Raw genomic sequence first — 26,504 nt, 5'->3', positions numbered from 1 at the left:
GCTACTTCTTGTCGGCGTCGCCCGTGGAGAGCGCGGCGATGAACGCCTCCTGGGGGACCTCGACGCGGCCGACCATCTTCATCCGCTTCTTGCCCTCCTTCTGCTTCTCCAGCAGCTTGCGCTTGCGGCTGATGTCGCCGCCGTAGCACTTGGCGAGCACGTCCTTGCGGATCGCGCGGATGTTCTCGCGGGCGATGACGCGGGCGCCGATGGCGGCCTGGATCGGCACCTCGAACTGCTGGCGCGGGATGAGCTCCTTGAGCTTGCCGGCCAGCGAGACGCCGTAGGCGTAGGCGTTGTCGCGGTGGACGATCGCGCTGAACGCGTCGACGACCTCGCCCTGCAGGAGCACGTCGACCTTGACCAGGTCGGACGCCTCCTCGCCGGTCGGCTCGTAGTCGAGAGAGGCGTAGCCCTTGGTGCGGCTCTTGAGGGCGTCGAAGAAGTCGAACATGATCTCGCCCATGGGCAGCGTGTACTTGATCTCGACGCGGTCCTCGGAGAGGTAGTCCATGCCGATGAGCTGGCCACGGCGTGCCTGGCAGAGCTCCATGATGACGCCGATGTAGTCGGACGGGCTCAGCACCGTGGCGCGCACGACGGGCTCGTAGACCTTGTCGATCTTGCCGTCGGGATACTCCGACGGGTTGGTGACCGTGATCTCCTTGCCGTCCTCCATCTCGACCCGGTAGACGACGTTGGGCGCCGTCGAGATGAGCTCGAGGTTGAACTCGCGCTCGAGGCGCTCGCGGACGATCTCCAGGTGCAGCAGGCCGAGGAAGCCGATGCGGAAGCCGAAGCCCAGGGCGCCCGACGACTCCGGCTCGTAGACCAGCGCGGCGTCGTTGAGCTGCAGCTTCTCGAGGGCGTCGCGCAGCGTCGGGTAGTCGTCGCCGTCCATCGGGTAGAGACCGGCGAAGACCATGGGGTTGGGGTTCTTGTAGCCGCCGAGCGGCTCGGTCGCGCCGCGGATGTTGGAGGTGACGGTGTCACCCACGCGCGACTGGCGGACCTCCTTCACGCCGGTGATGAGGTAGCCCACCTCGCCGACGCCGAGGTCGCCGGCCTTGACCGGCTCCGGCGAGATGACGCCGACCTCGAGCATCTCGTGGACCGCACCGGTCGACATCATCTTGATCTTGTCGCGGTGCGAGAGCTTGCCGTCGACGACGCGGACGTAGGTCACGACCCCGCGATAGGTGTCGTAGACCGAGTCGAAGATCAGGGCGCGCGGCGGTGCGTCGGGGTCGCCCTGGGGCGGCGGGACCTCGTCGACGATGAGGTTGAGCAGCTCCTCGACGCCCTGGCCCGTCTTGGCCGAGACCCGCAGGACGTCGTCGGGGTTGCCGCCGATGATGCCGGCGATCTCCTCGGCGTACTTCTCCGGCTGGGCGCCGGGCAGGTCGATCTTGTTGAGCACGGGGATGATGTCGAGGTCGGCGTCGATCGCGAGGTAGAGGTTCGCGAGCGTCTGCGCCTCGATGCCCTGGGCCGCGTCGACCAGCAGGACGGCACCCTCGCACGCCTCGAGGCTGCGGCTGACCTCGTAGGTGAAGTCGACGTGACCGGGGGTGTCGATCATGTTGAGCACGTAGATCGTGCCGGCGTCGTCGCCGCTCGACTTGGTGAACGGCATGCGCACGGCCTGGCTCTTGATCGTGATGCCGCGCTCGCGCTCGATGTCCATGCGATCGAGGTACTGCGCCTTCATGTCACGGCCGTCGACGACGCCGGTGTGCTGCAGCATGCGGTCGGCCAGCGTCGACTTGCCGTGATCGATGTGCGCGATGATGCAGAAGTTGCGCAGGATCTGCGGGTCGGTGGCCCCGGGCTGGGGTACGGGGCGGTTGCTCATGATGAGCCATTCTCCCACCTCCTCGGGCATGCTCGCGCCCCGCGGTGCGCGCCGCCGGTCCGGGTGCTCTCCAGCCCGTCGCGGCAGACCGCGACATGGTCGCGCGTCGAACCTGAGCCGATCGAAGCGGCGGACCATCGATTTGAGACCACGGCCTGCTGGCTGATAGAGTTGGCGGTCGCGTGCCCCGGCACGTCCACTCACTTTTCATCATCGAGTTCCATCCGAGAGAAACAGGTTTGCCCCGTGGCGAATATCAAGTCGCAGATCAAGCGCAACCGGCAGAACGAGCTGGCCCGTGAGCGCAACAAGTCCGTGCGCTCCGCGCTGAAGACGGCTGTCCGCCGCTTCGAGGAGGCTATCGCGGCCGGCAACACCGACGAGGCCAAGTTGCTCGCCGGCGAGGCCAACAAGAAGCTCGACAAGGCTGCCTCGAAGAAGGTCATCCACAAGAACCAGGCGGCCAACCGCAAGTCGGCCATCGCCAAGAAGGCCGCGTCGCTCTGACGTCAGCCCACTGAATCAACGCCTCGGTCATCGACCGGGGCGTTTTTTCGTGACCTGCGGGCCGACCGCGGCACCGTCAGCAGGCGCACGACCGACTCGAGCGGACCCCGACCCACCCACCGCTGCCAGGCGGCCGCGAGCGCGCACAGCACGACCACCTGCAGCAGCCAGTCGCCGTAGCTGCCCAGACGCGGGCCGCCCGCCTCGTCGCTCCCCTCCACGATCCGCCAAAACCACAGGACGTGGACCGTGTAGAGGGTCAGGGTCATCGCGCCGGCCGAGCGCAGCGGCGTCAGCAGCAGTCGCGACCACGGCAGTCGGACGGCCAGGGCGCACAGGCCTATGACGAGCAGCGCCGAGCCGATCGCGCTGACGAGGTTGAGCGGCGTCGACGTGTGCTCCCCCACCTGCAGGAGGTCGTTCCACTCCGCCCGGCGGTAGCGACCGCCGAACAGCATGCGCCAGCCGAGCCCGTAGGGGTCGTCGACGACCTCGGTGCGGATCAGCGCCCAGCCGGCCGCCGTCGTCGTGCCGAGCAGGCCCGCGCCGACAGCGGCGAGCCGCCATGCGACGGCGAGGTTGCGCAGGTCGAGCCGCCCCACGACCAGACCGACCAGCACGTAGGAGAACCACGCGACGGCCGGATAGGCGCCGAACACGAGCAGCTCGCCGAGCAGCGCCACGGGGTGGGCCACCTCCGAGACCTCGGCCTGACCGGCGTCGACGGGCGGCTGCACCACCTGCAGGCCGACCACCACGACGCCGGACACCAGCGTCCAGAAGATCGTCATCGGCACCAGCACGGCCGTGGGCAGCTGTCTGAACGGGAGCGCCGCGACGATCAGCAGCCCGTAGAACGCCAGGATGATCAGCACCGGCATGCCGTCGATCGATCCGAGCGAGAGGCCCAGGGCGATCAGGAGCAGGGCCCGCGCCAGCGTGGCCCGCACCGAGCCCACGCCGCCGGGGTCGCGGCGGTGGACCAGCGTCAGGGCCACGCCCGCCAGCATCGCGAAGAGCGGGGCGGCACGGCCACCCACGACCATCTGGCCGATCGGCGGGTCGCCGTCGAGCCAGACCGGCCCCAGGTGCGCCAGCATCATGCCGATCAGCGCCACGCCCCGCGCGACGTCGACCGCATCGACCCGCGACGGCGCGACGCGCACCTCAGCGCCTGCGCTGGGCGGCGACCTGCAGAACCATGCGTTCGACGGCGAAGGCCGGGTCGGCCGCGCCGCCCTTGACGTCGAGGTCGGCCTGCGCGACGGCCGAGATCGCGGCCGCGAGGCCCGCCTGGTCCCAGCTGCGCAGCTGTGAGCGCATCACCCGGATCTTGAACGGCGGCGCGCCGATGTGACCGGCGAGGTCGTTGTCACGCATGCCGTCGGGAGCGCCCGCGAGCTTGGCCAGCGACCGCAGACCGGTGGCGAGCGCGCTGGTGATGAGGACCGGAGCGACCTTGGCCGCCTCGGCCCAGCGGGCCTGCTCCAGGGCGATGCTGATCTGTCCGTTGATCGTCGCGTCGGCGATCTCGTAGCCCCGGACGTCGGCCCGCCCGCCGAAGTACTGCCGCACGAGGGACGCGGAGATCTGGGCACCCTTCTCCAGGTTGGCGACCAGCTGGTCGGCCGCGCCCGCGAGGGCGCGCAGGTCCTGACCGATCGAGGCGACCAGCAGCGTGGCTGCCTCCTCGTCGATGCGGGCGCCGAGGTCGCGGACCTCGGTGAAGACCCACTGCGCGAAGTCGCGCTCGTACTTGGGCTGGGCGACCTTGACCTCGGAGACGATCGGCGCCTTGCGGAGCTTGTCGAGCAGGCCCTTGCCCTTCTGCCCGCCGCTGTGCACGAGGATCACCGCGATGTCGGGCGAGGGCTCGGCGACGTAGGCCAGCAGCTCGTTTTGCGCCGCGTCAGGCAGGTCCTGCAGCTCGGTCAGCACCAGGGCGCTCGCGTCGCTGAACAGCGACGGGCTGGTCAGCCCGGCGAGCTCGCCGGGCTGCAGGCCGGACGCGGTCGACGTCGCGACCTCGACCTCGGGCTGCTCGCCCGTGACGACCTTGACGGCCTTGGCGCGGGTGCGGTCGGCGAGGAACTCGGCATTGCCGGTGATGAGCAGGATCTTGCCGAATGCCGTGGCCACGGTGCTCAGACTAGTACGGACAGCGTGGAGGACCCGTCGTCGCGACGTCGGATCTCGATGCGGTCGGCAACCCGCTGCTTGAGGTCCTCGACGTGGCTGACGATGCCGACCACGCGCCCACCGCGGGCCAGCCCCGTGAGCTCGGCCATGACGTCGTCGAGCGTCGCCGGATCGAGGCTGCCGAAGCCCTCGTCGACGAACAGGGTGCCCAGCTCGACACCGCCTGCCTCGGCCATGACGACGTCGGCCAGCCCGAGCGCCAGGCACAGGGATGCATAGAACGTCTCGCCGCCCGACAGCGTGCGGGGCTCGCGCTCCTGGCCCGTCTCGGTGTCGATGACGGCCAGGGACAGCCCGGTCTTGGTGCTGCGGCCGCTGCGTTCGCGCTCGTCGGTGGCGCGCAGCTGGTAGCGCCCGCTCGACATCGGACCGAGACGGCTGTTGGCCGCCGCGACGACGTCCTCGAAGCGACGCATCAGCACGTAGGTGCCGAGCGTGAGCTTCTTGAGGTTGGCGGCCGCAGACCCCTCGGCGACGTCGGCCACCCGGATGACGGCCGCGGCGTCGGCGGCTGCCTCGGCCAGATCGCCGCTGGCCGTCTCGAGCGCCGCCCACCGGGTCGTCACCTCGTCGCGTCGGTGTGCCGCGGTGGCGGCAGCACCGGCGCACGCCTCGTGGTCGGCGGCAGCGGCTTCGTGCCGCTGGCGAGCCGCCGGGAGGTCGGGCTCCTCGCGACCGGTGAGGACGGCGATCTCGGGAGCCGCCAGCCCCTCGGCCACGACGCGCGTCTGCTGACCGTGCTCGGTGACCAACCGATCGAGCCGGTCGATCTCGTCCGCCGGGAGCACCGCGGCGAGCGCCGCGTCGCGATCGTCGAACTGCTGCTCGGCCAGCCGGCGGTCGACCGTCTCGGTGGTGTCGCTGACCTGCTGGTCGGCGAGGGTCAGCGACGCGGAGGTGCGTGCGTAGGCGCGCACGCGATCTCGGTGGGCACCGACGCGTGCGGTCAGGTCGACGAGCGTGCCATCGGCCCCGTCGAGGGCACGCTCGACGGCGGACCGGTCGTCGTCGAGCTCGCGCTGCAGCCCCGCGACCTCGGTCCGCAGGGCCACAGCGGTGTCGCCGCACTCCTGGCGATGACGGGCATCGTCGGCGGCGCCGGTGTCGAAGGTGTCGAGTGCTGCCTGCAGCTCGTCGCGGCGCGCGGCCGCCTCGGCTGCCGCGTCACGATCGGCGACGAGCGTCGTCAGCGCGGTGGTCGCGTCGTCGACCGAGAGGCCTGCAGCCTGCTCGAGCAGCGCGGCCCGCTCGGCGTCGAGCCTGACCACCTGGGCCCGGGCATCGTCGGCGACCCGCTCGGCTGACACCGCAGCCGACTCCGCAGCAGCGATCGCGTCCTCGTGCGGGTGGTCGTCGGCCTGGGTGGCGGGCCGGGGATGCTCGACCGCTCCGCAGACAGCGCAGGCATCGCCGGGCACGAGCGCCGCCGCGAGCTCGCCCGCCATGCCCTGGATGCGACGCAGACGCAGATCGGCGTGGCGACCGACGGCCGCCGCCGCGGCACCGGCCGCCGCCTCGAGGGCCTCGCGGGCGACGCCGAGCCGATCGTCGTGACCCTCGACCCCGCGCGCGGCGGTGAGCACTCGTTGGGCCTGGTCGACCGCAGCCTGGGCCGCGGGCAGCGCGTCAGCCGCCTCGCGGCTGGTGCTGAGGCCGGCGACGATCTCGGCCCGTCGGGCCGGACGCTCGGCGATGCGGCTCTCGGCCGCCACCACCTCGGCCTCGGCGGCCTCGAGATCGCGACGCAGGCCCGCCAGCTGCGTCTCGCGGGCGACGAAGCCGTGCTCCAGCTTTGTGACGGTCGACAGCTCGGCGAGCCGCTGGGAGAGCTCGTCGTCCAGCTCCGCGCACTCCTCGGCCGTCAGCGGCTGCCCGGGAGCGAGGTCGGTGGCCGCCCGCTCGTGCGCGGCCGCCGCAGCCTCACGCCGCTGCGCCGCTCCGGCCGCGTCGGCGATCGCCTGCTGGACCAGCGCGGCCCGTCGGCCGGAGCGCATCCGCTCGCCGGCAGCCGCCACCGCCTCGTCGTCGTCGCGCAGGCCCTGCTGGCGGGCGAGCAGGTCGGTGCGACGGGCCAGTGCTGCCGTCAGCGCCTCGGCTGCCGAGACGGCGGCGGTCGCCTCGACGAGCCGCGCGCGGGCCGCCTCCGCGGCCTCGGCTGCTGCGGCCGAGGCAGACGAGGCCGCCTCGACGAGGGCCTCGCACGCCGGCACCTCGAGGACCCCGTCGGCGTCGAGCAGGGTGACGGGCTCGACCCCGCCGGCCCGGGCCAGGACCTGGGTCGCGACGTCGACGGCCTGGCGCGCGTCGCGGGTGCGGGCATAGGCCTCCTTGCGCCGCTCGATGAGCGCTCGGGTGATCCGCTCATAGACGTCGGTGCGGAAGATCGTCTCGAGCAGCTTCTTGCGCTCCTCGCCGCTCGATCGCAGGAAGCGGGCGAACTCGCCCTGGGGCAGCACGACGGTCTGCAGGAACTGCTCGCGCTGCAGGCCGATCAGGCGGGTGATCTCGGGGCCGACCTCCTGGGCGCGCGTCGACACGACCTCGCCCGCGTCAGGCGCGTCGACGTCGTGCAGCCGGGTCAGGGTGACGGTCTCGTTCTGGGTCGTCGTGCCCTCGCCCCGTCGCTTGGCGCGCTGGTGGGCCGGCGACCGCCGCACACGGTAGATGCCCGACTCGACCTCGAACACGAGGTCGACGTAGGGCTCGAGCCCCTCCGGGGCGTGGTGCGAGTGCAGACGCTCGCGGCTGGCCGACTCGCCCGCGAGCTGGCCGTAGAGGGCGAACACGATCGCGTCGATGATCGTCGACTTGCCGGCCCCGGTCGGACCTTCGAGCAGGAACAGGCCCGAGCGTCCGAGCGCAGCGAAGTCGATCTCGTGGACGCCGGCGAACGGGCCGATCGCCTGCAGCCTGAGGTGGTAGAGGCGCATCAGGCGCTGTGCTCCTTGGCACGCACGACGTCGTAGGCCCGATCGACCACCGTGAGCTCGTCGTCGGTGGGCGCCTGCGCCGTGACGAACTCCAGGAAGTCGGCCGTGACCTCGGGCGGCGTGCGGGAGTCGTCGACCACCGGCGCGCGACGGGTGACGCCGCCGCCGACCGGCTCGTGGGTCAGGTGCAGCAGGTGGCCGAAGCGGGCGCGGACCCGCGCGGGCATGTCGGCCGGGTAGGCAGCGTCGGTGACGACGATCTTGACCCAGTCGTCGACGTGGGCATCGGTCGCCGACGACAGGACGTGCGCGAGGTCGCCCCGGATCTCGGTGAGTCGGCGTGGGACCGGCGCGTCGAGCAGGGAGACGGTCGGTGGCCCGTCGGCACCGATGTCGAGCAGGACGGTCGACTTGTGGTGCGAGCGCTCGGAGAACGAGTAGGCCAGCGGGGAGCCCGAGTAGCGCGCGAGCGTCGTCGCGCCCGGCACCGTCACCTGCTGCGGGCCGTGCAGGTGGCCGAGGGCGACGTAGTCGACCCCGGCGAAGACGGCGGACGGCACCGACTGGACCCCGCCGACCGAGAGGTCGCGCTCGCTGTCGGACGGCTCGCCCCCCACGACGAAGGCGTGCGCCATGACCACGGACCTGACGCCGGACCGGGTCGCCAGGTCGGCGTGGATGCGTCGCATGGCAGCGCCGATGACACCCTCGTGGCTGCGGGCGGGCGGCACGTCCGGATCGGTCGTGAGCGCGGCCCGTGCCGTCTCGGGATCGAGGTAGGGCAGGCCGTAGACCGCGACCTGCACGCTGCCGTCGTCGAGCAGGACGGGCTGGTGCAGATCGGCGACGGCGGCGAGGATGCGCACGCTGTCGCGCATCAGCGTCGCGCCGAAGCCCAGGCGGACCGCTGAGTCGTGGTTGCCGGGCGTGATGATCACCGTGGTCAGGGCGCTCAGCCGGGCGAGCGCGTCCTCGAGCACCCGGACGGTCTCGACGGCTGGAATGGCGCGGTCGTAGACATCGCCGCTGACGAGCACGGCAGCCACGTCGTGCTCGCCGACGAGCTCGACCAGGTGGTCGACGAACGCACGCTGGTGGTCGTGCAGGTCGACACCGTGCAGGGTGCGGCCGAGGTGCCAGTCGGAGGTGTGGAGGATCTTCACCTCGACCACCGTAGTGCCCGGCACCGACAGGGCCGGGCGGTTGCTCAGCGTGTCACGACGACCAGGCGTCCGTCGCGGACCACCACGGCGATGTCGCCGTCGACGTCGGTGCGCCACCACGCCACCCCCAGCCCCCTGAGCAGGGCGAGCGCGGCGGCAGCCGGGTGCCCGTAGTCGTTGTCCGCCCCGGCGCTGATGGTCGCGACCCGCGCCCCGACCGCCTCGAAGAAGGCGGCTGACTGCCGGCCGCTGCCGTGGTGCGGCATCTTCAGCACGTCGGCCGCGAGGTCGTCGCCACCCCGCAGGAGCCGCGCCTGCGCGTCGGGCTCGACGTCGCCCGTCAGCATGATCCTGACGCCGCGCACGGTCGCCACCAGCACGACGCTCGTGTCGTTGACCGCCGATCCGTCCGCCTCACCTCGGCTCGTCCTGCCACCGCCCGGTGGTCCGTCGTCGGGCGGCCAGAGCACGCGGGCGGTGACGGAGCCGGACACGAAGGACTCCCCCGGCACGACGACGTGCACCGGCACCCGTCCTGCTGCCGGCCCGCCGGACGTCCCGACCGCGACCTGGTCGACGGTCCGACCGGCCCGCACGCCCGGCCAGCCGTCGACGTGGTCGGCGTGCGCGTGGGTGAAGACCATCAGCCGGACCCGCCGGACGCCCAGGCGATCGAGGCACCGCTCGACGAGCGAGGCGTCGGGCCCGGCGTCGACGACCACGGCCGACCCGTCGCCCGCGTCGAGGACGGTGGCGTCGCCCTGGCCGACGTCGCACGCGACCATGACCCACCCCGGTGGCGGCCAGCCCGTCTGCGGCGGTCGCCAGATGCCGATGACCAGCCCCAGGGCGAGCCCGACGAAGACGGCCGGCCGTGACGACAGCCGCACGACGGCCCACGTCACGAGCGGCACCACGACGAGCAGCACCTGCCACGGGGCGTGCCACTCCAGCGACGCCGCGTCGAGGCCGGCCGCGCGATGGCCGACCGTGAGGATCCAGCTCGCGCACGCCCCGGCCACCGTGCCACAGACCTGACCGAGCGGGGTCCAGACGACCGCCAGCAGTCCTCCCGCCAGGCCCGCCACCGTCGCCGGAGCCACGGCTGGTCCCGCCAGCAGGTTGGCGAAGACCGCGACGAGCGACACCTCCCCCGACAGCGCCGCGATCGCCGGCGTGCACGCGAGCTGCGCGGCCAGGGGCACCGCCACCGCGAGCGCGCACCACCGCGGCATCCACCGCTCGAGCCGCCGCGCGATCACCGGCGCGAGCAGCAGGATGCCACCGGTCGCGACCGCAGACAGGACGAAGCCGGGAGTCCGGGCGAGCCACGGATCGACGAACAGCAGAACGACCACGGCCCAGCAGAGGGCACGGACTCCCCCGCGCGACCCGAAGCCGAGGGCAGCGACACCGACCGCGCCCATCGCGGCCGCCCTGACGACGCTGGGGTCGGGCCGCGCCAGCAGGACGAACGCGACGATCGACAGCGCCCCGGCGATCCACAGCCCTCGCCGTCGCAGCCCCATCGACCGGGCGATCACCATGACGACGGCCAGGACGATCGTCAGGTTGGTGCCCGACACCGCCATGAGGTGCGTGAGGCCGCTGCGACGGAAGTCCTCCGCGATCTCGTCGCTGACCCGGCTGTCGTCGCCGTCGACGAGCGCCGGCACGAGGGCCCGCGGCTCGTCGGCCAGGTGGGACACCGATCGCCGTACCCCTGCACGGACGTGCTCCGAGCCCTCCCACCACCACGCCGCCCGATCGGCCTCGCCGCGGCGGAGCACGTCGATGACCGCGGCCTGCTGCGAGGCGTCTGCCGGCGACAACCGGCCCACCAGCACGAGCCGCCGTCCCACCACGAGGTCGTCGCCCCGCCCGTCGACGAATGCGGTCGCGCGGTCGCGCAGGCGGACGTCGACGTCGCGGGTGACGACCCGCCGCACCCTGACCTCGACCACGACCGAGGGCTCACCGTGGTGCACGAAGACGCGGGCGTCGCGGACGACCTCGACGTCCAGCGTGGCGAGCCGGTGCTGGCCCGCCAGCTCGGTGAGCGGCGAGTGCTCGACCGCGGTCAGCCGCCACGAGCACGAGGCGGCCACCGCGGCGAGGCACACCGCTGCGAGCACGACGAAGCGCGCCACCCTCGCCCCGGCCAGGGCTGCCGCGAGCACCACCGCGACGACCGTCGTGACGAGTGCAGCCGTCGACCCGGCCGTGACGAGCCAGGCCGCAGCACCCCAGGCGACGACCGCCGCCGGGAGCATCCGCAGGTCGTGGTTCACACGACGACGAGGTCACGCAGCTCGGCGAGCGTCGCGTCACCGATGCCCTTGACGTCGAGCAGGTCGTCGACCGACGTGAACCGTCCGTTGTCGTCGCGCCACGCGAGGATGGCCTGCGCCGTCACCGGCCCGACCCCGGGCAGCGTGTCGAGCTGCTCGAGGGTCGCGGTGTTGAGGTTGACCTTGGCACCTGTCGTCCCGGTCGCCGAGCCCGACGACGGGGCAGTTTGCGCTCCGCCGGCGGCAGCTCCGCTCGCGTCGACCGGCTCGAGGCCCACCAGGATCTGCTCGCCGTCGGTCAGCTCGCGCGCCAGGTTGAGCGACGTCGTGTCGACCCGCCCCTTGACGCCGCCTGCCGCTGCGATGGCCTCGTAGACGCGCGAGCCGCGCGGCACCGTCACGATGCCGGGGCGCCGCACCTTGCCGACGACGTCGATGACGAGGTCTCCCGAGGGCGCGGCGGAGCTGCCCGCTGCCGGAGAGCCCTGCGCACCCGCCGGAGCGTCGGTCGAGGCGAAGGCCAACGGGGCCACCGGGTCGCTGCTCTCAGGTCGTCCCGAGAGCAGCCACCACACCAGCAGCACCGATGCAGCGACGCCCACGGTGGCGACCGCGCGGATGTGACGGACCTCGACCCGCGGCCGCGACCGCTCGTGCTCGACGTCGGCGGGCGGGAGCTCGGCGTCGAACGATGCGGCCAGCTGCGCGAGCCGGCGTCGCGCGATCTCGGCCCTGGTCTCGTCGGGCTCGTCCCGATGTGTCGCCTTCACGTCTCGACCGTAGGCACGGCGACGGCACGTCGTCAGGGGCCGGGACGAGCACCTGTGGACGAAGCCGACACGTCGGGGGACGGTGGACAACCGTCCCGCCGGGCCGGCATCAGCCCGGTGACGAGCCGGTCAGCGAGGCGTGATCGTCACGCCGACCATGCCCGGGCCGACGTGAGCACCGATCGCGGCGCCCACCTCGTCGACCGGGATGGAGTCGCGTCCCAGGGCGGTGGCCAGCCGTCCTGCGACGGCCGTGGCGGTCGTGACGCTGGCCAGGTGCTGCACGCCGATGTCGAAGCCGTCGTCGCAGGCCTGTGCGGCCTCGACGGCGAGGGCCTCGAGCCGCGCCAGGGCCTTGGCCTGGGTGCGGACGCGCTCGAGCGGCGAGACGAGGCCGTCGGCGATCGTGAGGATCGGCTTGACCGCGAGGGCCGAGCCGATCAGGGCCGCCGCCGAGCCGACGCGGCCGCCGCGCTTGAGGTACTCCAGCGTGTCGACGTAGAGCAGCGTCGTGGACGACTCGCCCGCCCGACGTGCGGCGTCGGCGACCCCGACGGCGTCCTCCCCCGCGTCTCGCGCCTGCGCGGCTCGTCCGGCCGCGAACCCCGTCGCGATGCCGACCTGCGTCGAGTCGACGACCGTGACCGGCACCGAGGCCTGCTTGGCCGCCAGCTGTGCCGAGTCGAGCGTGCCCGACATCCGGCTGCTCAGGTGCACCGAGACGATGGCATCGGCCCCGTCGGCCGCGAGGCGCTCGTAGACCGCCAGGAAGTCGTCGGGGGTGGGGCGCGAGGTGCTGACCGGGACGAACGACGCCAGCGCCGAGGCGATCATGTCGGACGTGACGTCCTGACCCTCGGTGAAGACCTCGGCGCCGATGATGACCTGCAGCGGCACGACCGTGATGTGCTCGCGCTCGGCATCGGCCGGCGACAGCGAGGACGTCGAGTCCGTGACGATGCCGATCATGCGACCAGCCTATCGGTGCGTGTCACACGTCACAGCGGGGCGCTCATACGACGATCGACACCAGCTTGGGCGCCTTGACGATGACCTTGCGGACCTCACGCCCGTCGATCGACCTGACCACGTTGGGCTCGGCCAGCGCCAGCGCCGTCAGCTCGTCGTCGCCGATCGAGGGGTCGACCTCGATCTTGCCGCGCACCTTGCCCAGCACCTGGATGACGCAGGTGACCGACGAGGCCGCCAGGTGGGCCGGGTCGGCCACGGGGAAGGCCGTCCGGATCAACGACTCCTCGTGACCCAGGCGCGACCACAGCTCCTCGCCGAGGTGGGGCGCCAGCGGCGCCAGCATCAGGACGAGCGGCTCGACGGCCGCACGGCTGCTGACGCCGACCTTGGTGAGGTGGTTGGTCAGCTCGATGAGCTTGGCGACGGCGGTGTTGAAGCGCATGTGCTCCATGTCGCCGCGCACGCCGTCGATCGTCGTGTGCAGGACGTGCAGGGTCGCGGCGTCGAGCTCGGCGTCGTCGACCTGCAGCTCTCCGGAGTCCTCGTCGACCAGCAGGCGCCACACGCGCTGCAGGAACCGCTGCGACCCCACAACGGCCCTGGTCTCCCAGGGACGGGACACGTCGAGCGGACCCATCGACATCTCGTAGACCCGGAACGTGTCGGCCCCGTAGGCGTCGTACATCTCGTCGGGCGTGACGACGTTCTTGAGGCTCTTGCCCATCTTGCCGTACTCACGGTTGACGACCTTGTTACCGAGGAAGAACTGCCCGTCGCGCTCCTCGACCTCGTCGGCCGGGACGTAGGTGCCACGCTCGTCGGTGTAGGCGTAGGCCTGGATGTAGCCCTGGTTGAACAACCGGTGGAACGGCTCCTCGCCAGAGACGTGCCCCAGGTCGAACAGCACCTTGTGCCAGAAGCGGGCGTAGAGCAGGTGCAGCACCGCGTGCTCGACACCGCCGACGTAGAGGTCGACGCCGCCGGTCTCGCCGGGGTTGCGGGGGCCGAGCCAGTAGCGCTCGTTCTCGGGGCCGGCCATCTGCTCGGCGTTGTGCGGGTCGGTGTAGCGCAGCTCGTACCACGACGAGCCGGCCCAGTTGGGCATCGTGTTGGTCTCACGACGGTACGACCGCGGCCCGTCGCCGAGGTCGAGCGTCACGTGGACCCAGTCGTCGGCGCGCGCCAGCGGCGGCTCCGGGGTGCTCTCGGCGTCCTCGGGCTCGTAGGTGCGCGGCGAGTAGTCGGGCACGTCGGGCAGGTCGACCGGCAGCATCGACTCCGGCACCGCGATCGGCTGGTCGGACTCGTCGTAGACGATCGGGAACGGCTCGCCCCAGTAGCGCTGCCGGCTGAACAACCAGTCGCGCAGCCGGTAGGTCGTGGTGCCCTCGCCGGCGCCGTGCTGCTGCAGCCAGGTGATGACCGCGGTCTTGGCGTCGTCGACGCCCAGCCCGTTGATGTCGAGGCCGGAGCCGTCGTCGGTCACGTGGGCGGAGTTCACCGCGGGGCCCTCGCCCGGGTAGGCGCCCTCGACGCCCTCGGGCGGCTCGACGGTGTGGATGATCGGCAGACCATAGGCCTCGGCGAACTCCCAGTCGCGCTGGTCGCCGCCGGGGACGGCCATGATCGCCCCGGTGCCGTAGCCGGTCAGGACGTAGTCGGCGATGAAGACCGGGATCTCCTCGCCGTTGACGGGGTTGACCGCGTAGGAGCCGGTGAAGACGCCGGTCTTGTCCTTGCCCCCCTCAGATGATCCAGCCTGACGCTCGACGTCGGTCTTGGCCGCTGCCACCGCGCGATAGGCCGCGACGGCCTCGGCAGGCGTCTCGAGACCCGTCGTCCAGGCGCGCGGGGTGCCCTCGGGCCAGGCCTCGGCGGTCAGCGTGTCGACGAGCTCGTGCTCGGGTGCCAGCACGGCGTAGGTCGCGCCGAACAGCGTGTCAGGACGCGTCGTGAAGACGTCGAACGACGTCTGCGCCGACTCGACCCGGAACGTCACCCGGGCGCCGTGCGAGCGACCGATCCAGTTGCGCTGCATGTTCTTGACCGACTCGGGCCAGTCGACGCGCTCGAGGTCGTCGATCAGCCGGTCGGAGTAGGCCGTGATGCGCATCTTCCACTGGCGCAGGTTGCGGGTGAACACCGGGAAGTTGCCGCGCTCGCTGCGCCCCTCCGCCGTGACCTCCTCGTTGGCCAGCACGGTGCCCAGGCCCGGGCACCAGTTGACCGGGGACTCGTCGACGTACGCCAGGCGGACCGAGTCGATGAGCATGCGGCGCTCGAGCGGAGCGAGGTCGGCCCACACCGCGCCGTCGGGAGCCGTGCGCAGGCCTGCCTCGTACTCGGCCCGCAGCTCGCTGATCGGACGGGCCCGGCCCTTCTCCTCGTCGTACCAGGACTCGAAGATCTGGATGAAGATCCACTGCGTCCACTTCACGAAGTCCGGGTCGATCGTGGCGAAGCTGCGGCGCGGGTCGTGCGCCAGCCCCAGGCGACGCAGCTGGCGCCGCATGTTGGCGATGTTGGCGACCGTGTTGGTGCGCGGGTGCTCGCCCGTCTGCACCGCGTGGATCTCGGCCGGCAGGCCGAACGCGTCGTAGCCGAGGGCGTGCAGCACGTTGTCGCCGCGCATCCGGCGGTAGCGCCCGACGACGTCGGTGGCGATGTAGCCCAGCGGGTGGCCGACGTGCAGGCCCGCACCCGAGGGGTACGGGAACATGTCCATGATGAAGTACTTGTCACCCGACACGTCGCCGGCGAGATCGCCCGTGGGGTTGGGCGCCTCGAACGTCCCCTCGGCGTCCCACCGGTCCTGCCAGCGGCGCTCGATGTCACCGGCCAGCGCACTGGTGTAGCGGTGGGAGGTGTTCGTGTCTTCAGGCGTGCTCACTGACGGCATGTTACCGGGCGGGCCCGGTCGCCCCTGCGTCAGTCGTCGTGGTCGGGCAGGTCCTTGACCGGCACGACGAGCGGGCGCCACCGGGCCCATGCGACGAAGGCCGCGGCGGCCACGATCATGCCGATGCCGCTCCAGAGGTTGACGTTGAACCCGTCACCCCGGGCGAGCTCCTCCTCGGAGGCGTTGAAGATGCCCAGGAGCGTCAGGATGACGCCGTAGACACCGATGAGGCCGCCGATGACGAACCGGATGTCGAAGCCGCCGACCTTCTTGACCGGCTCGTCGTCGTTCGGGTGCTGAGTGCTCATGCGGGTCTCCTAGCGGAACAGGACGTTCAGGACGATGACGATGGCCAGGCCGATGCCGGCGAGCTTCGTCGGGGACTGGAACCACGGGAGCGACTTCTCCTCGGGGTCGACGAGCGACTCCTTGGGCGTCAACGAGTAGACGAGGCCCGCGAGCTCCTTCTCGGCCCGTGGTCGGGTGAACATCGTGACGACGACGCTGACGACGATGTCGACCACGAACGCCGCACCGGCCGCGACGAAGCTCGCGCCCTGCCCGCTGAGCCCGATCACGCCGAGGCTCGCGCTGCCGAAGGCGTCCTCGCTGAGGAAGGCGACCGCCACGGCCGCGGCGGTGCCGGCCACGAGGCCGGTCCAGCCGGCGCTCGCGGACATCCGCTTCCAGAACATGCCGAGGATGAACGTGGCGAACAGCGGCGCGTTGAAGAAGCCGAACAGCGTCTGCAGGTAGTTCATGAGGTTGTCGTAGTTGGACGCGAAGAACGCTGTGCCGATCGCGATGACCGTGGCCGCGATCGTCGCGATGCGTCCGACGAGCGTGTAGTAGCCGTCGGGCTTGTCCTTCTTGACGTACTGCTGCCAGATGTCATAGCTGAAGACCGTGTTGAACGCCGAGATGTTGGCGGCCATGCCGGCCATGAACGACGCGAGCAGGCCAGCGATCGCGACGCCGAGCATGCCGTTGGGCAGCAGGTCGCGCATCAGCAGCAGGATCGCGTCGTTGTAGGTCGCTCCCCCGGTGTCGCCGCTGCCGGACTTGTAGTTGGCGATCTCCGGGACGATGATCGCCGCTGCCATGCCCGGGATGATGACGATGAACGGGATGAACATCTTGGGGAAGGCACCGATGATCGGGGCGCGGCGGGCCGACGAGAGCGAGTCGGACGCCATGGCGCGCTGCACCTCGACGAAGTTGGTCGTCCAGTAGCCGAACGACAGCACGAAGCCGAGGCCGAACACCAGGCCGATGACCGAGAGCACGGGGTTGTCGATGCCGGTCAGGTCGGTGCCGGGCCACGACGAGAGCTGCTCACTGTTGGGCGTGCCCCCGACACCGACGACCTTGTCCTTGATGCCCTGCCAGCCGCCGACCTTGTGCAGGGCGATGATCGTCAGCGGCAGCAGCGCCGCGACGATGACGAAGAACTGGAGCACCTCGTTGTAGATCGCCGCCGACAGGCCGCCGAGGGTGATGTAGCTCAGCACGACGATCGCCGCGGCGATGAGCGAGACCCACAGGGCCCATCCCAGCAGCCGGTTGACGATCGTGGCGAGCAGGTAGAGGTTGATGCCCGCGATGAGCAGCTGCGCGATGGCGAAGCTGATCGCGTTGACCAGGTGCGCACCGGTGCCGAAGCGGCGCCGCATGAACTCGGGCACGCTGCGGACGCCGGAGCCGTAGTAGAACGGCATCATCACGACGCCGAGGAACAGCATCGCGGGCACGGCGCCGATCCAGAAGTAGTGGAACGTCGCGACGCCGAACTGGGCGCCGTTGGCCGACATGCCCATGATCTCGACGGCGCCGAGGTTGGCCGAGATGAAGGCGAGGCCCGTGACCCACGCGGGCAGCGACCGCCCCGACAGGAAGAAGTCGATGCTGCTCGACACCTGTCTGCGAGCGAGGAGACCGATCCCGATCACCACGATGAAGTAGATCGCGACGATCGAGTAGTCGAAGAAGTCGGCATTCAGCCGGAATGTGTCGTCAGACGCCTGGAGCACGTCAGGGACCTCCTGTTTGACTCGGAGGCACGACCCCCCGGCCGGCTCCGTCGAGCGACGTTACTCCCCGACATTCACCGACGCATGTCGGGCGTGCCGGCGGCCTCCATCGAGGCCCCCGTCTTGCGCAGCAGCGCCCCCAGCTGCTCGCGCTCCTCGGCCGTGAGGCCGGCGAGCAGGCGCTCCTCGTTGCGCAGGTGCACCGGATAGAGCGCGTCCATCAGCTCCTTGCCCCGGGACGTCAGACGCACGTGCCGCCCCCGTCCGTCGGCGTCGCTGACCCGCCGCTCGACGAGGCCGGCTCCCACGAGCCGGTCGACCCGCTTGGTGACGGCGCCGGAGGTGACCATGGTCCGCTCCCCCAGCTCACCGGGCGTCAGCTCGTACGGGGCCCCGTTGCGCCGCAGCGTCGCCAGCACGTCGAAGTCGCCGTTGCCGAGCCCTTCGGAGGCGAAGACCGGGCGCAGCAGCTCGTCGATCAGGTCGGCCAGGCGCGAGATCCGTCCGATGACGTGCAGGGGCGAGCTGTCGAGATCGGGGCGCTCGGCGGCCCACTGGCTGACGATGACGTCGACATGGTCGTGGCTGGTCATCCTTGCACTCTACCTTCCGCGGAAGATATAGTCTCTTCCATGGAAACTATCTCCGCAGGATGGCGGACACCGCTGGTCACGGTCGTCGCACCGGTCGCCTGGGCGACCACCTACACCGTCACGGCCGAGCTGCTTCCGCCCGACCGCCCGCTGTTCTCGGCCGTCGTGCGAGCGCTGCCGGTCGGGCTGGTCATCCTCCTGGCCCGCAGGTCGCTCCCCCACGGCTCGTGGTGGTGGCGGTCGCTCGTGCTCGGCGTCTGCAACATGGGCCTGTTCTTCGTGCTGCTCTTCACCGCGGCCTACCGCCTGCCCGGCGGACTGGCGTCGACCGTCACGGCGTTGTCGCCACTGGCGGTGATGGCCCTCGCGGCCGTCCTGATCCGTGAGCGTCCGACCGTCGGCGGCGTCGTGGGCGGCGCGGTTGGCATCGTCGGCGTGGGCCTGCTGGTCCTGCGCGCCGGGGCCACGGTCGACGTGGTCGGCCTGCTCGCCGCGATGGGTGCCGTCGCATGCTCGGCCCTGGGCTTCGTGCTGCTGAAGAAGTGGGAGCGGCCCACCGACCTGCTCACCCTCACCGGCTGGCAGCTCACCGCAGCCGGGCTGGTGCTGCTGCCGGTCGCAGCCCTCGTCGAGGGCGCGCCGCCACAGATCAGCGCCCGCAACGTGGCGGGCTACCTGTGGCTGGGCGTCGTCGGGACCGGCCTGGCCTATGTCTGCTGGTTCCACGGGCTCAGCCGCATGGCGGCCGGGGCCACAGCCCTCATCGGCCTGGTCAACCCCGTCGTCGGGACCGTGCTCGGCGTCGTGGTGATGCACGAGGTGTTCGGTCCGGCGCAGGCGCTGGGCGTCGCGCTCGTGCTGGGCGGGGTGCTGGCAGGCCAACCGGCCGTGACGTCAGCAGTGCGCCGACTGGTGGCGTCGCCCCTGTCGCACCGGCGCCGGCCGCGTCACGACAACGCGCAGAACGCCTCGACCTTGGACGTGGGACCCGACACGATCAGCTCGTCCCCCTCGTGCACCGGCGTGGTGGCCTGCGCGTAGGTGAAGTCGGAGCCGCGCGACTTGATGGCGACGATCGTCACGCCGAAGTCGGCGCGCAGGGCGGCCTCCTGCAGCGTCTTGCCGGTCGCCCGCTCCGGTGACCGCGTGCGTGCGATCGCGAAGCCCTCGTCGAACTCGATGAAGTCGGTCATCGTGCCGGTGACCATGTGGGCGACCCGCTTGCCCATCTGCGACTCCGGACGGATGACGTGCGTCGCGCCGACGCGCTCGAGGATCGCCGCGTGCTTGCCGCTGATCGCCTTGGCCCACACCTCCTTGACGCCGAGGTCGAGCAGGCCGAGCACCGTCAGCACGCTGGCCTCGATGTCGGTGCCGATGCCGACGACGGCGACCTGGAACTGCTCGGCACCGATCTGACGCAGCGCCTCGGTGTCGGTCGTGTCGGCGGCGACGACGTGCGTGAAGTCGCTGGCGTACTTCTGCACGATGTCGGCACGCTCGTCGACGGCCAGCACCTCGTGGCCCAGCTGCACCAGCGATCGGGCGACGGCCGTGCCGAAGCGCCCGAGACCCAGGACGATGACGGGGGTGGTCGCGGAGTTGTTGCGGTCCTTAGCCAATGATCGGTTGCTCCTCGGGAAGGTGGTACCGCGGCATCCTACGCCGCAGCACGAGTGCTCCGGCCGCGGCGATCGTGCCGACGCGTCCCAGGAACATCAGGACGATGATGACGCCCTGTGCGTCGTGCGGCAGGTCGGGGGTGATCCCCGTGCTCAGACCGACGGTCGCAAAGGCCGACGTGCACTCGAACAGCACCTGGTCGAACGTGAAGTCGGTCATCAGCATCACGATGAAGGTCGTCGTCGTCACGAGCATCACCGCGAGCAGCGCGATCGTGATCGCGGTGCGGACGACGCGCGGGCCGATCGACCTCGTGCCGATCGTGACGTCCGGGTCGCCCCGCAGCTCGGCCCAGATGACGTAGGCCAGGAGCAGGAAGGTCGTGATCTTGATGCCGCCGGCCGTGCTGGCGCTGCCACCGCCGATGAACATCAAGATGATGCCGACGTTGAGGGTCTCGGGCCGCACCTGGCCCCAGTCGAAGCTGTTGAGGCCGCCCGATCGGGGCATGATGCCGCCCTCGATGCCCGTGACCACCTTGTGCCAGAACCCGTTGCCGCCCAGGGTGCTCGGGTTGTTCCACTCCAGCAGCAGGAAGGCTGCCGCGCCGACGATCAGCAGGCCGATCGAGCCCCACACCGTCAGGCGCGTGTGGATCGTCCACCGCGCCGGCGTGCGCCATCCGCTGAACAGCTCGGCCAGCACCGGGAAGCCGATCGCGCCGACGAACACCGCGAGCGCGATGGGGATGATGATCAGCCCGTCGCCCGCATAGCCGACCAGGCTGTCGCTGTTGAGCGAGAAGCCCGCGTTGTTGAAGGCCATGACGGCGTCGAAGACCCCGTGCCACAGGGCCGTGGGCAGGTCGTCGAAATAGGCAGACCGGTAGCGGATCGTGAGCACCAGCGCTGTCACCGACTGGAAGAACAGCATCGTGATCGCGACGCGGCGAAACAGCGGGCGCACCTCGCCGATGTTGACGACGTGCATGTCCGCCTGGGCGACGAGGCGGGTGCGCAGCCCCAGCCGGCCACCGATGAACAGGCCCAGCACGGTGGCCAGCGCGACGATGCCGAGTCCGCCGATCTCGACCAGCACGAGCATGATCCCCTGGCCGGCCGGCGACCAGTACGTCGACGTGTCGACCGTCGCGAGGCCCGTGACCGTGACCGCGGACGTCGACGTGAAGAGGGCCGGCATGAAGCCGGGCGACGACTCCCCCGACCGCGCGAAGGGCAGCAGGAGCAGCAGGGTGCCGACCAGGATGAGGGCGAGGAACGTCAGCGGCAGCAGGCGGACCGGATGCGCGATCGAGGCCGGAATCCGCAGCCTCAGAGGGCGGGGCACGCCACGACGTTACCGCAGGTCGACAGCGGCGTCCGCGTGATAATTTCGTGCATATGGTCTCGCCCGTCCGCGCTGCTCAGGCGGCCTTCTCCCGACTGGGCCGCAGCCAGGAGCTTCCCGGCCTCGCCGCCGCCGTCGGCGCCCTGTTCCTCGCCGTCCTCTGCACCGCCGTCGGCCTCGAGACGGTCGCGCTGGTCCTGGTGCTCGTCTCCGTCGTCGGCGAGCTCGTCTTCGAGAAGCGGGGCTCCAGCTCGTCGCAGCTGCTCGAGCAGGGCTCGCTCGGCATCCCGATGCGGTTCGCGCTGCGGGTGATCGTGGCGCTCGTCGTCGCCGGCGACCGCATCGACAGCATCGCCGCCTGGCGCATGCTGATCGTCATCAGCGTCGCGTTCGCCCTGCTGCTGTGCGGCCGGGCCCTGCACCAGGAGTATCGCCGCGTCGGCCCGCTCAAGCCGCTGGAGACCCGCAACATCACCGGCTCGCCCCGCATCCACGTCGCTCCGCCGCGCCGCATCGTCGTCGTGGTGCTCGCCCAGCTGTTCGTGCTGGTGCCGGCGCCGGTCGGCGCGCCGTGGTGGCTCGTGCTGGCCCTCGGCCTCGTGGGCATCGTCGGCCTGGCCTGGTTCACGATCCCCGATGTCCGCACCTCGTGGCGCATGCGTCAGGCCAAGCGGGCGACGGGCTTCACCGGCCCCCTGCGCCAGATCCAGGACTTCCTCGACGGCTACCGCCCCGAGGTCGTCGTCCACCTCAGCGGCCCCGAGACCGCGGCCTACCAGATCAACACCTGGCTCGAGAGCCTCGAGGCGCTCGACCGCCGGGTCTTCATCGTGGTGCGAGACCACCCGCTGTTCACCAAGGTCGCCTCGACCTCGATCCCGGTGCTGGAGCTGCGTGACGCCGGCGAGCTGCTGATGCTCGACTTCTCGTCGGCCCGCATCGCGCTCTATCCCTCCAACACCGGCAACAACATCCACCTGCTGCGCCTGCCGACGCTGATGAGCGCGTTCATCGGCCACGGCGACAGCGACAAGAGCGCGTCCAACAACCCGTTCTCACGGGCGTACGACGAGCTGTGGGTCGCCGGCGAGGCCGGCGCCGACCGCTACCGCCGGTCCGGGCTCGGCGTCCACGAGGACCAGTACCGCTACGTCGGTCGCCCGCAGGTGCACGCGATCCGCCGCGAGCCGCTGCTCGGCGACGAGGACGTCCCGACCGTCCTCTACGCGCCCACGTGGGAGGGCGTCAACCTCGACCAGGAGTACTCGTCGGTCTCCGCGGTGGGCGTCACGGTCGTCCAGGCGCTCCTGGCCGCGAGCCCGCCCGTCCGTGTCGTCTTCAAGGCGCACCCGTTCACCGGCCAGCGCGACGCGAAGTACCGCGCCGTCCTCACCCGCATCGCCGGGCTGCTCGACGACGCTGCGGCGGCGAGCGGCATCGACCACCGCGTCGTCAAGGGCGGGTCGATCAACGAGTGGTTCAACCGGTCCTCGGCCCTCGTGACCGACATCTCGAGCGTCGTCAGCGACTTCCTCGCGAGCGAGAAGCCCTACGCGGTGTTCAACCACACCGACCTCGACGACGCCGCGTTCCGCGCCGACTACCCGTCCACGGGAGCCGGCACGACGATCGGTCGCGACGGACGGGGCATCGCGGAGTTCATCGCCGTGGTGACCGGCCGGGCCGCCGACGAGCAGGCCTCTGCCCGCGCCCGCCTCGCGACCTATCTGCTGGGCCCGCCGGAGGCGCGCACGCTCGAGTCGTTCCAGGCCGCGATCGATGCCATGATCGCCCGCTCCGAGGCCGACCGCCGCGCCTACCGCGACGGTTCGTCCACCAGCGAGATCCCCGTCACCGACGAGGCCGACCTCCTCTAGGCCCTGCTGGGGCACCCGTCGGGAGATCCCGGTCACGACTGACGCAGTCGTTGACCAGAACGTCGCGACGCCCACGGTAGGGTTGCCGGGTGAATTCGGCTGCCGGGAAGATCGCCATCGCGATCGTGACGTACAACCGATCGACCTTCCTGAAGGAGCTCCTCGCGAGCGCGGCCGTCATGCAGACGTCGCCGTTCAGGATCGTGGTCGTCGACAACGCGAGCACCGACGACACGCAGGACGTCATCGCCGCTGCCACGGGCGACTTCCCTGCCGGCGTGCTCGTCAACCACCGCCTCGACACCAACACGGGCGGGTCGGGCGGCTTCAGCGAGGGCACCAAGGTCGCCCTCGAGCTCGGCGCCGACTGGGTCTGGCTGATGGACGACGACGTCGAGATCCTGCCCGACGCGATCGAGCAGTTCACGCCCTGGATGGACCGCTTCCACGTCATCCACGGCCGGCGCTACGACTTCGACGGCTCGCCCTTCTACTGGCAGGCCAAGTTCAACGAGTTCCTCGGCGTCCCGCTGCCCTACAGCGGCAAGCAGTTCGGCCGCGAGGGCTTCGCGATCACCAACTCCGGCACGTTCGAGGGCATGCTGATCCACGCCGACGTGGTGCGCCGGATCGGCCTGCCGGACCCCCGCTTCTTCATCTCCTGGGACGACGCCGCCTATGCCTGGCTCGCCGCCCAGCACACCGAGGTGGCCTACGTCGACGCGTTCGTGCTCAAGCGCAAGCGTGAGCAGAAGCAGGTCAACCTCGGCATCCGCCACCTCAACGACGGCAGCCCCCTGTTCCGCTTCCACGTCATCCGCAACCGCGCCTACGTCGGCAAGTACTTCCGCGAGTACGGCAAGCTCAACCGCGTCGGCTTCGGCCTCGGCACGGCGCTGACCCTCGCCAAGGAGGTCTTCCGCCTGGTGGTCGTCCAGCACACCCTCAAGGGCCTCGGCGACCTCGCCCGCGGGTTCCGCGCCAACCGTGCCCTCTGGCGCGACGACACGTGGCGTCCGATGGACCCGGCCGACGTGCCGGCGGCCTCCCTCCCGGGGGGCGAGTCGTGACCGCCGACCTGCTCATCGTGGGCTCGGGGTTCTTCGGGCTGACGATCGCCGACCGGTGTGCGCGTGAGCTGGGCCTGAAGGTCCAGATCATCGATCGGCGCGACCACATCGGTGGCAACGCCTACAGCGAGGCCGAGCCCGAGACGGGCATCGAGGTCCATCGCTACGGTGCGCACCTGTTCCACACGTCCAACGAGCGGGTGTGGGAGTACGTCAACCGGTTCACGTCGTTCACGCCCTACCAGCACCGCGTCTACACGACGTACCGCGGCGAGGTGTTCCCGATGCCGATCAACCTCGGCACGATCAACCAGTTCAACCGGTCGGCGTTCTCCCCGGCCGAGGCCCGGGCGTGGGTGACCGAGCAGGCCGCCATGCTGACCCACGAGCCGACCAACCTGGAGGAGAAGGCGATCTCCCTGATCGGCCAGCCCCTCTACGAGGCGTTCATCAAGGGCTACACCGCCAAGCAGTGGCAGACCGACCCGCGTGAGCTCGGCGCCGACATCATCAGCCGCCTGCCGGTGCGCTACACCTACGACAACCGCTACTTCTCCGACACCCACGAGGGGCTGCCGACCGACGGCTACACCGCGTGGCTGGAGCGGATGGCCGACCACCCCAACATCACCGTGACCCTCGAGGCCGACTTCTTCGACGAGTCGCAGCCGTTCCACCAGGCCGCGACGGTCGGGCAGGTCCCGATCGTCTACACCGGCCCGGTCGACCGCTACTTCGCCGGCGCCCACGGCAGCCTGTCGTGGCGCACCCTCGACTTCGAGACCGAGGTCCTGCCGGTCGGTGACTACCAGGGCACCACGGTCATGAACTACGCCGACACCAACATCGACTTCACCCGCATCCACGAGTTCCGTCACTTCCACCCCGAGCGTGACTACCCCAGCGACAAGACCGTGATCATGCGCGAGTTCAGTCGCGCCGCCGAGGCCACCGACGAGCCGTACTACCCGATCAACACCCCCCAGGACCGCGAGCGCCTGCTGGCCTATCGCGAGCTCGCCAAGGGCGAGTCGAACGTGCTGTTCGGCGGCCGCCTCGGCACCTACCAGTACCTCGACATGCACATGGCCATCGGCAGCGCGCTCAGCATGTACGACAACAAGCTCGCCCCCCACTTCCGCGACGGCACCCCCCTCGACGACCATGGCCTCTGACGCACGCGTCGGCCTCGTCCACCGGCTGCGGCTGTGGGCGATCGGTCGCCTGCGGCGGTCGCGATTCCTGCCGTCCGGCATGCCCGACAAGCTCACCGACGAGGACCGCCTCGGCCGGGCGTTCGAGCAGCAGGTCATGCTGTACTTCCCGACGATGCGCGACAGCCTCTACCAGCTGCGCCCCTGGTACCACGCGCTGAAGGCCCTCGACCAGGTCCACCCGCTGGTCTGCGTCTTCAAGGACTCGCGCACGGCTCGCCTCGTCCGCGACGAGACAGGTCTCGACTGCGTGACGCTGGCCCGCTACGGCCAGCTCGACGAGATCCTGTCGCTGTCGCAGGTCAAGCTCGCGCTCTACGTCAACCACGACCCGATCAACTTCGAGAGCCTGCGGTTCACGTCGCTCGTGCACGTCTATCTCGGGCACGGCGACAGCGACAAGGGCGTCTCGGTCTCCAACCAGGTCAAGGCCTACGACTTCTGCTTCCTCGCGGGCCAGGCCGCCGCCGACCGCACGGCGGCCGCCGTGATGCTCTACGACGCGGCTGCGCGCAGCGTCCTGATCGGCCAGCCGCAGCTCGACGGGGTCGCCCCCGTCGCCCCCTCGCCGTCGGCCGACGGACGCCGGACCGTGCTCTACGCGCCGACGTGGGAGGCCTCCCAGCCCTCGGTGTCCTACGGCTCCCTCGAGACCCACGGCGTCGCGCTGGTCCGGGCCCTGTCGGGCACCCACCGCGTGGTCTACCGGCCCCACCCGCTCAACGGCGTCATCCGGGCGTCCTACGCCGCGGCCGACGCCGCCGTGCGCGCGCTCGCCGACCGGGTCGACACCACCGTGCCCCTCGAGCAGTCCTTCGCCGACGCCGACCTGCTGGTCACCGACGTGTCCGCCGTGACGCTCAACTGGCTGCCCACCGGCAAGCCGTTGCTCGTCACGACACCGACCGTGCCCTACCCGCCCAGCGCCCTGATGGACGTCGTGCCCCAGCTCGGCCCCGGCGACGACGTCGCCGCGATCGTCGCCGAGCACCTCACCACCGACCCGACCCGTGACGCCCGTCAGTCCCTGGTCGAGCACTACCTCGGCGACCCGGCTCCCGGCGTGGCGACCACGCGCTTCATCGCCGCGTGCGACGACGCCATGGCCCTGCGCGACCGCGAGTGGGCAGCACGACGCGCCGCCGGCGCCACCGGCCCCTAGGA

General features: G+C 70.9%; 20 protein-coding genes. 6 read left to right on the top strand and 14 right to left on the bottom strand.

Annotated features, from left to right (window positions below; translation table 11 throughout):
* Position 1: 1 nt before the first annotated feature.
* A complete protein-coding gene (lepA, locus tag HQK15_RS15715; RefSeq protein WP_173492445.1) occupies positions 2 to 1,855 on the bottom strand; it encodes a translation elongation factor 4 in 1,854 nt (617 codons plus the stop codon).
* A gap of 246 nt (positions 1,856 to 2,101) precedes the next feature.
* On the opposite strand from lepA, the gene rpsT reads away from it, so the two are divergent.
* Entirely contained in the window at positions 2,102 to 2,362 is a 261-nt protein-coding gene (gene rpsT / locus HQK15_RS18680; protein WP_173492444.1) for a 30S ribosomal protein S20, read from the top strand.
* Positions 2,363 to 2,364: 2 nt separating this feature from the next.
* On the opposite strand, the gene HQK15_RS19175 is transcribed toward rpsT, so the two are convergent.
* From HQK15_RS19175 to HQK15_RS15655, 11 genes are all read right to left on the bottom strand, one after another.
* A complete protein-coding gene (locus HQK15_RS19175; protein WP_173492443.1) occupies positions 2,365 to 3,528 on the bottom strand; it encodes a DUF418 domain-containing protein in 1,164 nt (387 codons plus the stop codon).
* A gap of 1 nt (position 3,529) precedes the next feature.
* Positions 3,530 to 4,501 carry a DNA polymerase III subunit delta gene (holA, locus tag HQK15_RS15700; RefSeq protein WP_367649216.1) on the bottom strand — a complete coding sequence of 324 codons (972 nt, stop codon included), beginning with the start codon at positions 4,499 to 4,501 and terminating at the stop codon, positions 3,530 to 3,532.
* A gap of 5 nt (positions 4,502 to 4,506) precedes the next feature.
* Positions 4,507 to 7,491 (bottom strand): AAA family ATPase, encoded by a 2,985-nt coding sequence (locus HQK15_RS15695; protein WP_173492442.1) that lies wholly within the window; start codon positions 7,489 to 7,491, stop codon positions 4,507 to 4,509.
* Complete coding sequence (locus HQK15_RS15690) at positions 7,491 to 8,654, bottom strand: exonuclease SbcCD subunit D (protein ID WP_173492441.1); 1,164 nt, start codon at positions 8,652 to 8,654, stop codon at positions 7,491 to 7,493. Before HQK15_RS15690 ends, HQK15_RS15695 begins: the two co-directional genes overlap by 1 nt.
* A 44-nt stretch (positions 8,655 to 8,698) precedes the next feature.
* Complete coding sequence (locus HQK15_RS15685; RefSeq protein WP_173492440.1) at positions 8,699 to 10,945, bottom strand: ComEC/Rec2 family competence protein; 2,247 nt, start codon at positions 10,943 to 10,945, stop codon at positions 8,699 to 8,701.
* Complete coding sequence (locus HQK15_RS15680) at positions 10,942 to 11,715, bottom strand: ComEA family DNA-binding protein (RefSeq protein ID WP_217361753.1); 774 nt, start codon at positions 11,713 to 11,715, stop codon at positions 10,942 to 10,944. The genes HQK15_RS15685 and HQK15_RS15680 overlap by 4 nt, the downstream gene beginning before the upstream one ends.
* A gap of 129 nt (positions 11,716 to 11,844) precedes the next feature.
* Positions 11,845 to 12,684, bottom strand: coding sequence for a DegV family protein (locus HQK15_RS15675; RefSeq protein ID WP_173492438.1), 840 nt, complete (start codon positions 12,682 to 12,684; stop codon positions 11,845 to 11,847).
* Between the two features lie 43 nt (positions 12,685 to 12,727).
* The gene (gene leuS / locus HQK15_RS15670; RefSeq protein WP_173492437.1) at positions 12,728 to 15,586 is read right to left on the bottom strand and encodes a leucine--tRNA ligase; all 2,859 of its coding nucleotides are present in this window, start codon (positions 15,584 to 15,586) and stop codon (positions 12,728 to 12,730) included.
* Positions 15,587 to 15,615: 29 nt separating this feature from the next.
* A complete protein-coding gene (locus HQK15_RS15665) occupies positions 15,616 to 15,894 on the bottom strand; it encodes a hypothetical protein (RefSeq protein WP_173492436.1) in 279 nt (92 codons plus the stop codon).
* 9 nt (positions 15,895 to 15,903) lie between these two features.
* On the bottom strand, positions 15,904 to 17,616 hold the full coding sequence (locus HQK15_RS15660; RefSeq protein WP_173492435.1) for a sodium:solute symporter family protein: 1,713 nt from the start codon (positions 17,614 to 17,616) through the stop codon (positions 15,904 to 15,906).
* Positions 17,617 to 17,690: 74 nt separating this feature from the next.
* Positions 17,691 to 18,209, bottom strand: a complete 519-nt coding sequence (locus HQK15_RS15655; RefSeq protein ID WP_173492434.1) for a MarR family winged helix-turn-helix transcriptional regulator — start codon at positions 18,207 to 18,209, stop codon at positions 17,691 to 17,693.
* 39 nt (positions 18,210 to 18,248) lie between these two features.
* On the opposite strand from HQK15_RS15655, the gene HQK15_RS15650 reads away from it, so the two are divergent.
* Complete coding sequence (locus HQK15_RS15650; RefSeq protein WP_173492433.1) at positions 18,249 to 19,250, top strand: EamA family transporter; 1,002 nt, start codon at positions 18,249 to 18,251, stop codon at positions 19,248 to 19,250.
* Here HQK15_RS15650 and HQK15_RS15645 read toward each other — a convergent pair.
* Entirely contained in the window at positions 19,157 to 19,831 is a 675-nt protein-coding gene (locus tag HQK15_RS15645; protein WP_173492432.1) for a potassium channel family protein, read from the bottom strand. The genes HQK15_RS15650 and HQK15_RS15645 overlap by 94 nt on opposite strands.
* Positions 19,824 to 21,179, bottom strand: coding sequence for a TrkH family potassium uptake protein (locus HQK15_RS15640; protein ID WP_367649214.1), 1,356 nt, complete (start codon positions 21,177 to 21,179; stop codon positions 19,824 to 19,826). The genes HQK15_RS15645 and HQK15_RS15640 overlap by 8 nt, the downstream gene beginning before the upstream one ends.
* Positions 21,180 to 21,232: 53 nt before the next feature.
* On the opposite strand from HQK15_RS15640, the gene HQK15_RS15635 reads away from it, so the two are divergent.
* From HQK15_RS15635 to HQK15_RS15620, 4 genes are all read left to right on the top strand, one after another.
* Positions 21,233 to 23,056 carry a CDP-glycerol glycerophosphotransferase family protein gene (locus HQK15_RS15635; protein ID WP_173492431.1) on the top strand — a complete coding sequence of 608 codons (1,824 nt, stop codon included), beginning with the start codon at positions 21,233 to 21,235 and terminating at the stop codon, positions 23,054 to 23,056.
* A gap of 89 nt (positions 23,057 to 23,145) precedes the next feature.
* On the top strand, positions 23,146 to 24,126 hold the full coding sequence (locus HQK15_RS15630) for a glycosyltransferase (RefSeq protein ID WP_173492430.1): 981 nt from the start codon (positions 23,146 to 23,148) through the stop codon (positions 24,124 to 24,126).
* On the top strand, positions 24,123 to 25,301 hold the full coding sequence (glf, locus tag HQK15_RS15625; RefSeq protein WP_173492429.1) for a UDP-galactopyranose mutase: 1,179 nt from the start codon (positions 24,123 to 24,125) through the stop codon (positions 25,299 to 25,301). The genes HQK15_RS15630 and glf overlap by 4 nt, the downstream gene beginning before the upstream one ends.
* Positions 25,291 to 26,502, top strand: coding sequence for a CDP-glycerol glycerophosphotransferase family protein (locus HQK15_RS15620; RefSeq protein ID WP_173492428.1), 1,212 nt, complete (start codon positions 25,291 to 25,293; stop codon positions 26,500 to 26,502). The genes glf and HQK15_RS15620 overlap by 11 nt, the downstream gene beginning before the upstream one ends.
* Positions 26,503 to 26,504: the final 2 nt, after the last annotated feature.

It is taken from the genome of Aeromicrobium stalagmiti, from assembly GCF_013283745.1.
GTDB lineage: Bacteria > Actinomycetota > Actinomycetes > Propionibacteriales > Nocardioidaceae > Aeromicrobium > Aeromicrobium stalagmiti.
This window is presented reverse-complemented; position numbering and strand designations above follow the sequence as displayed.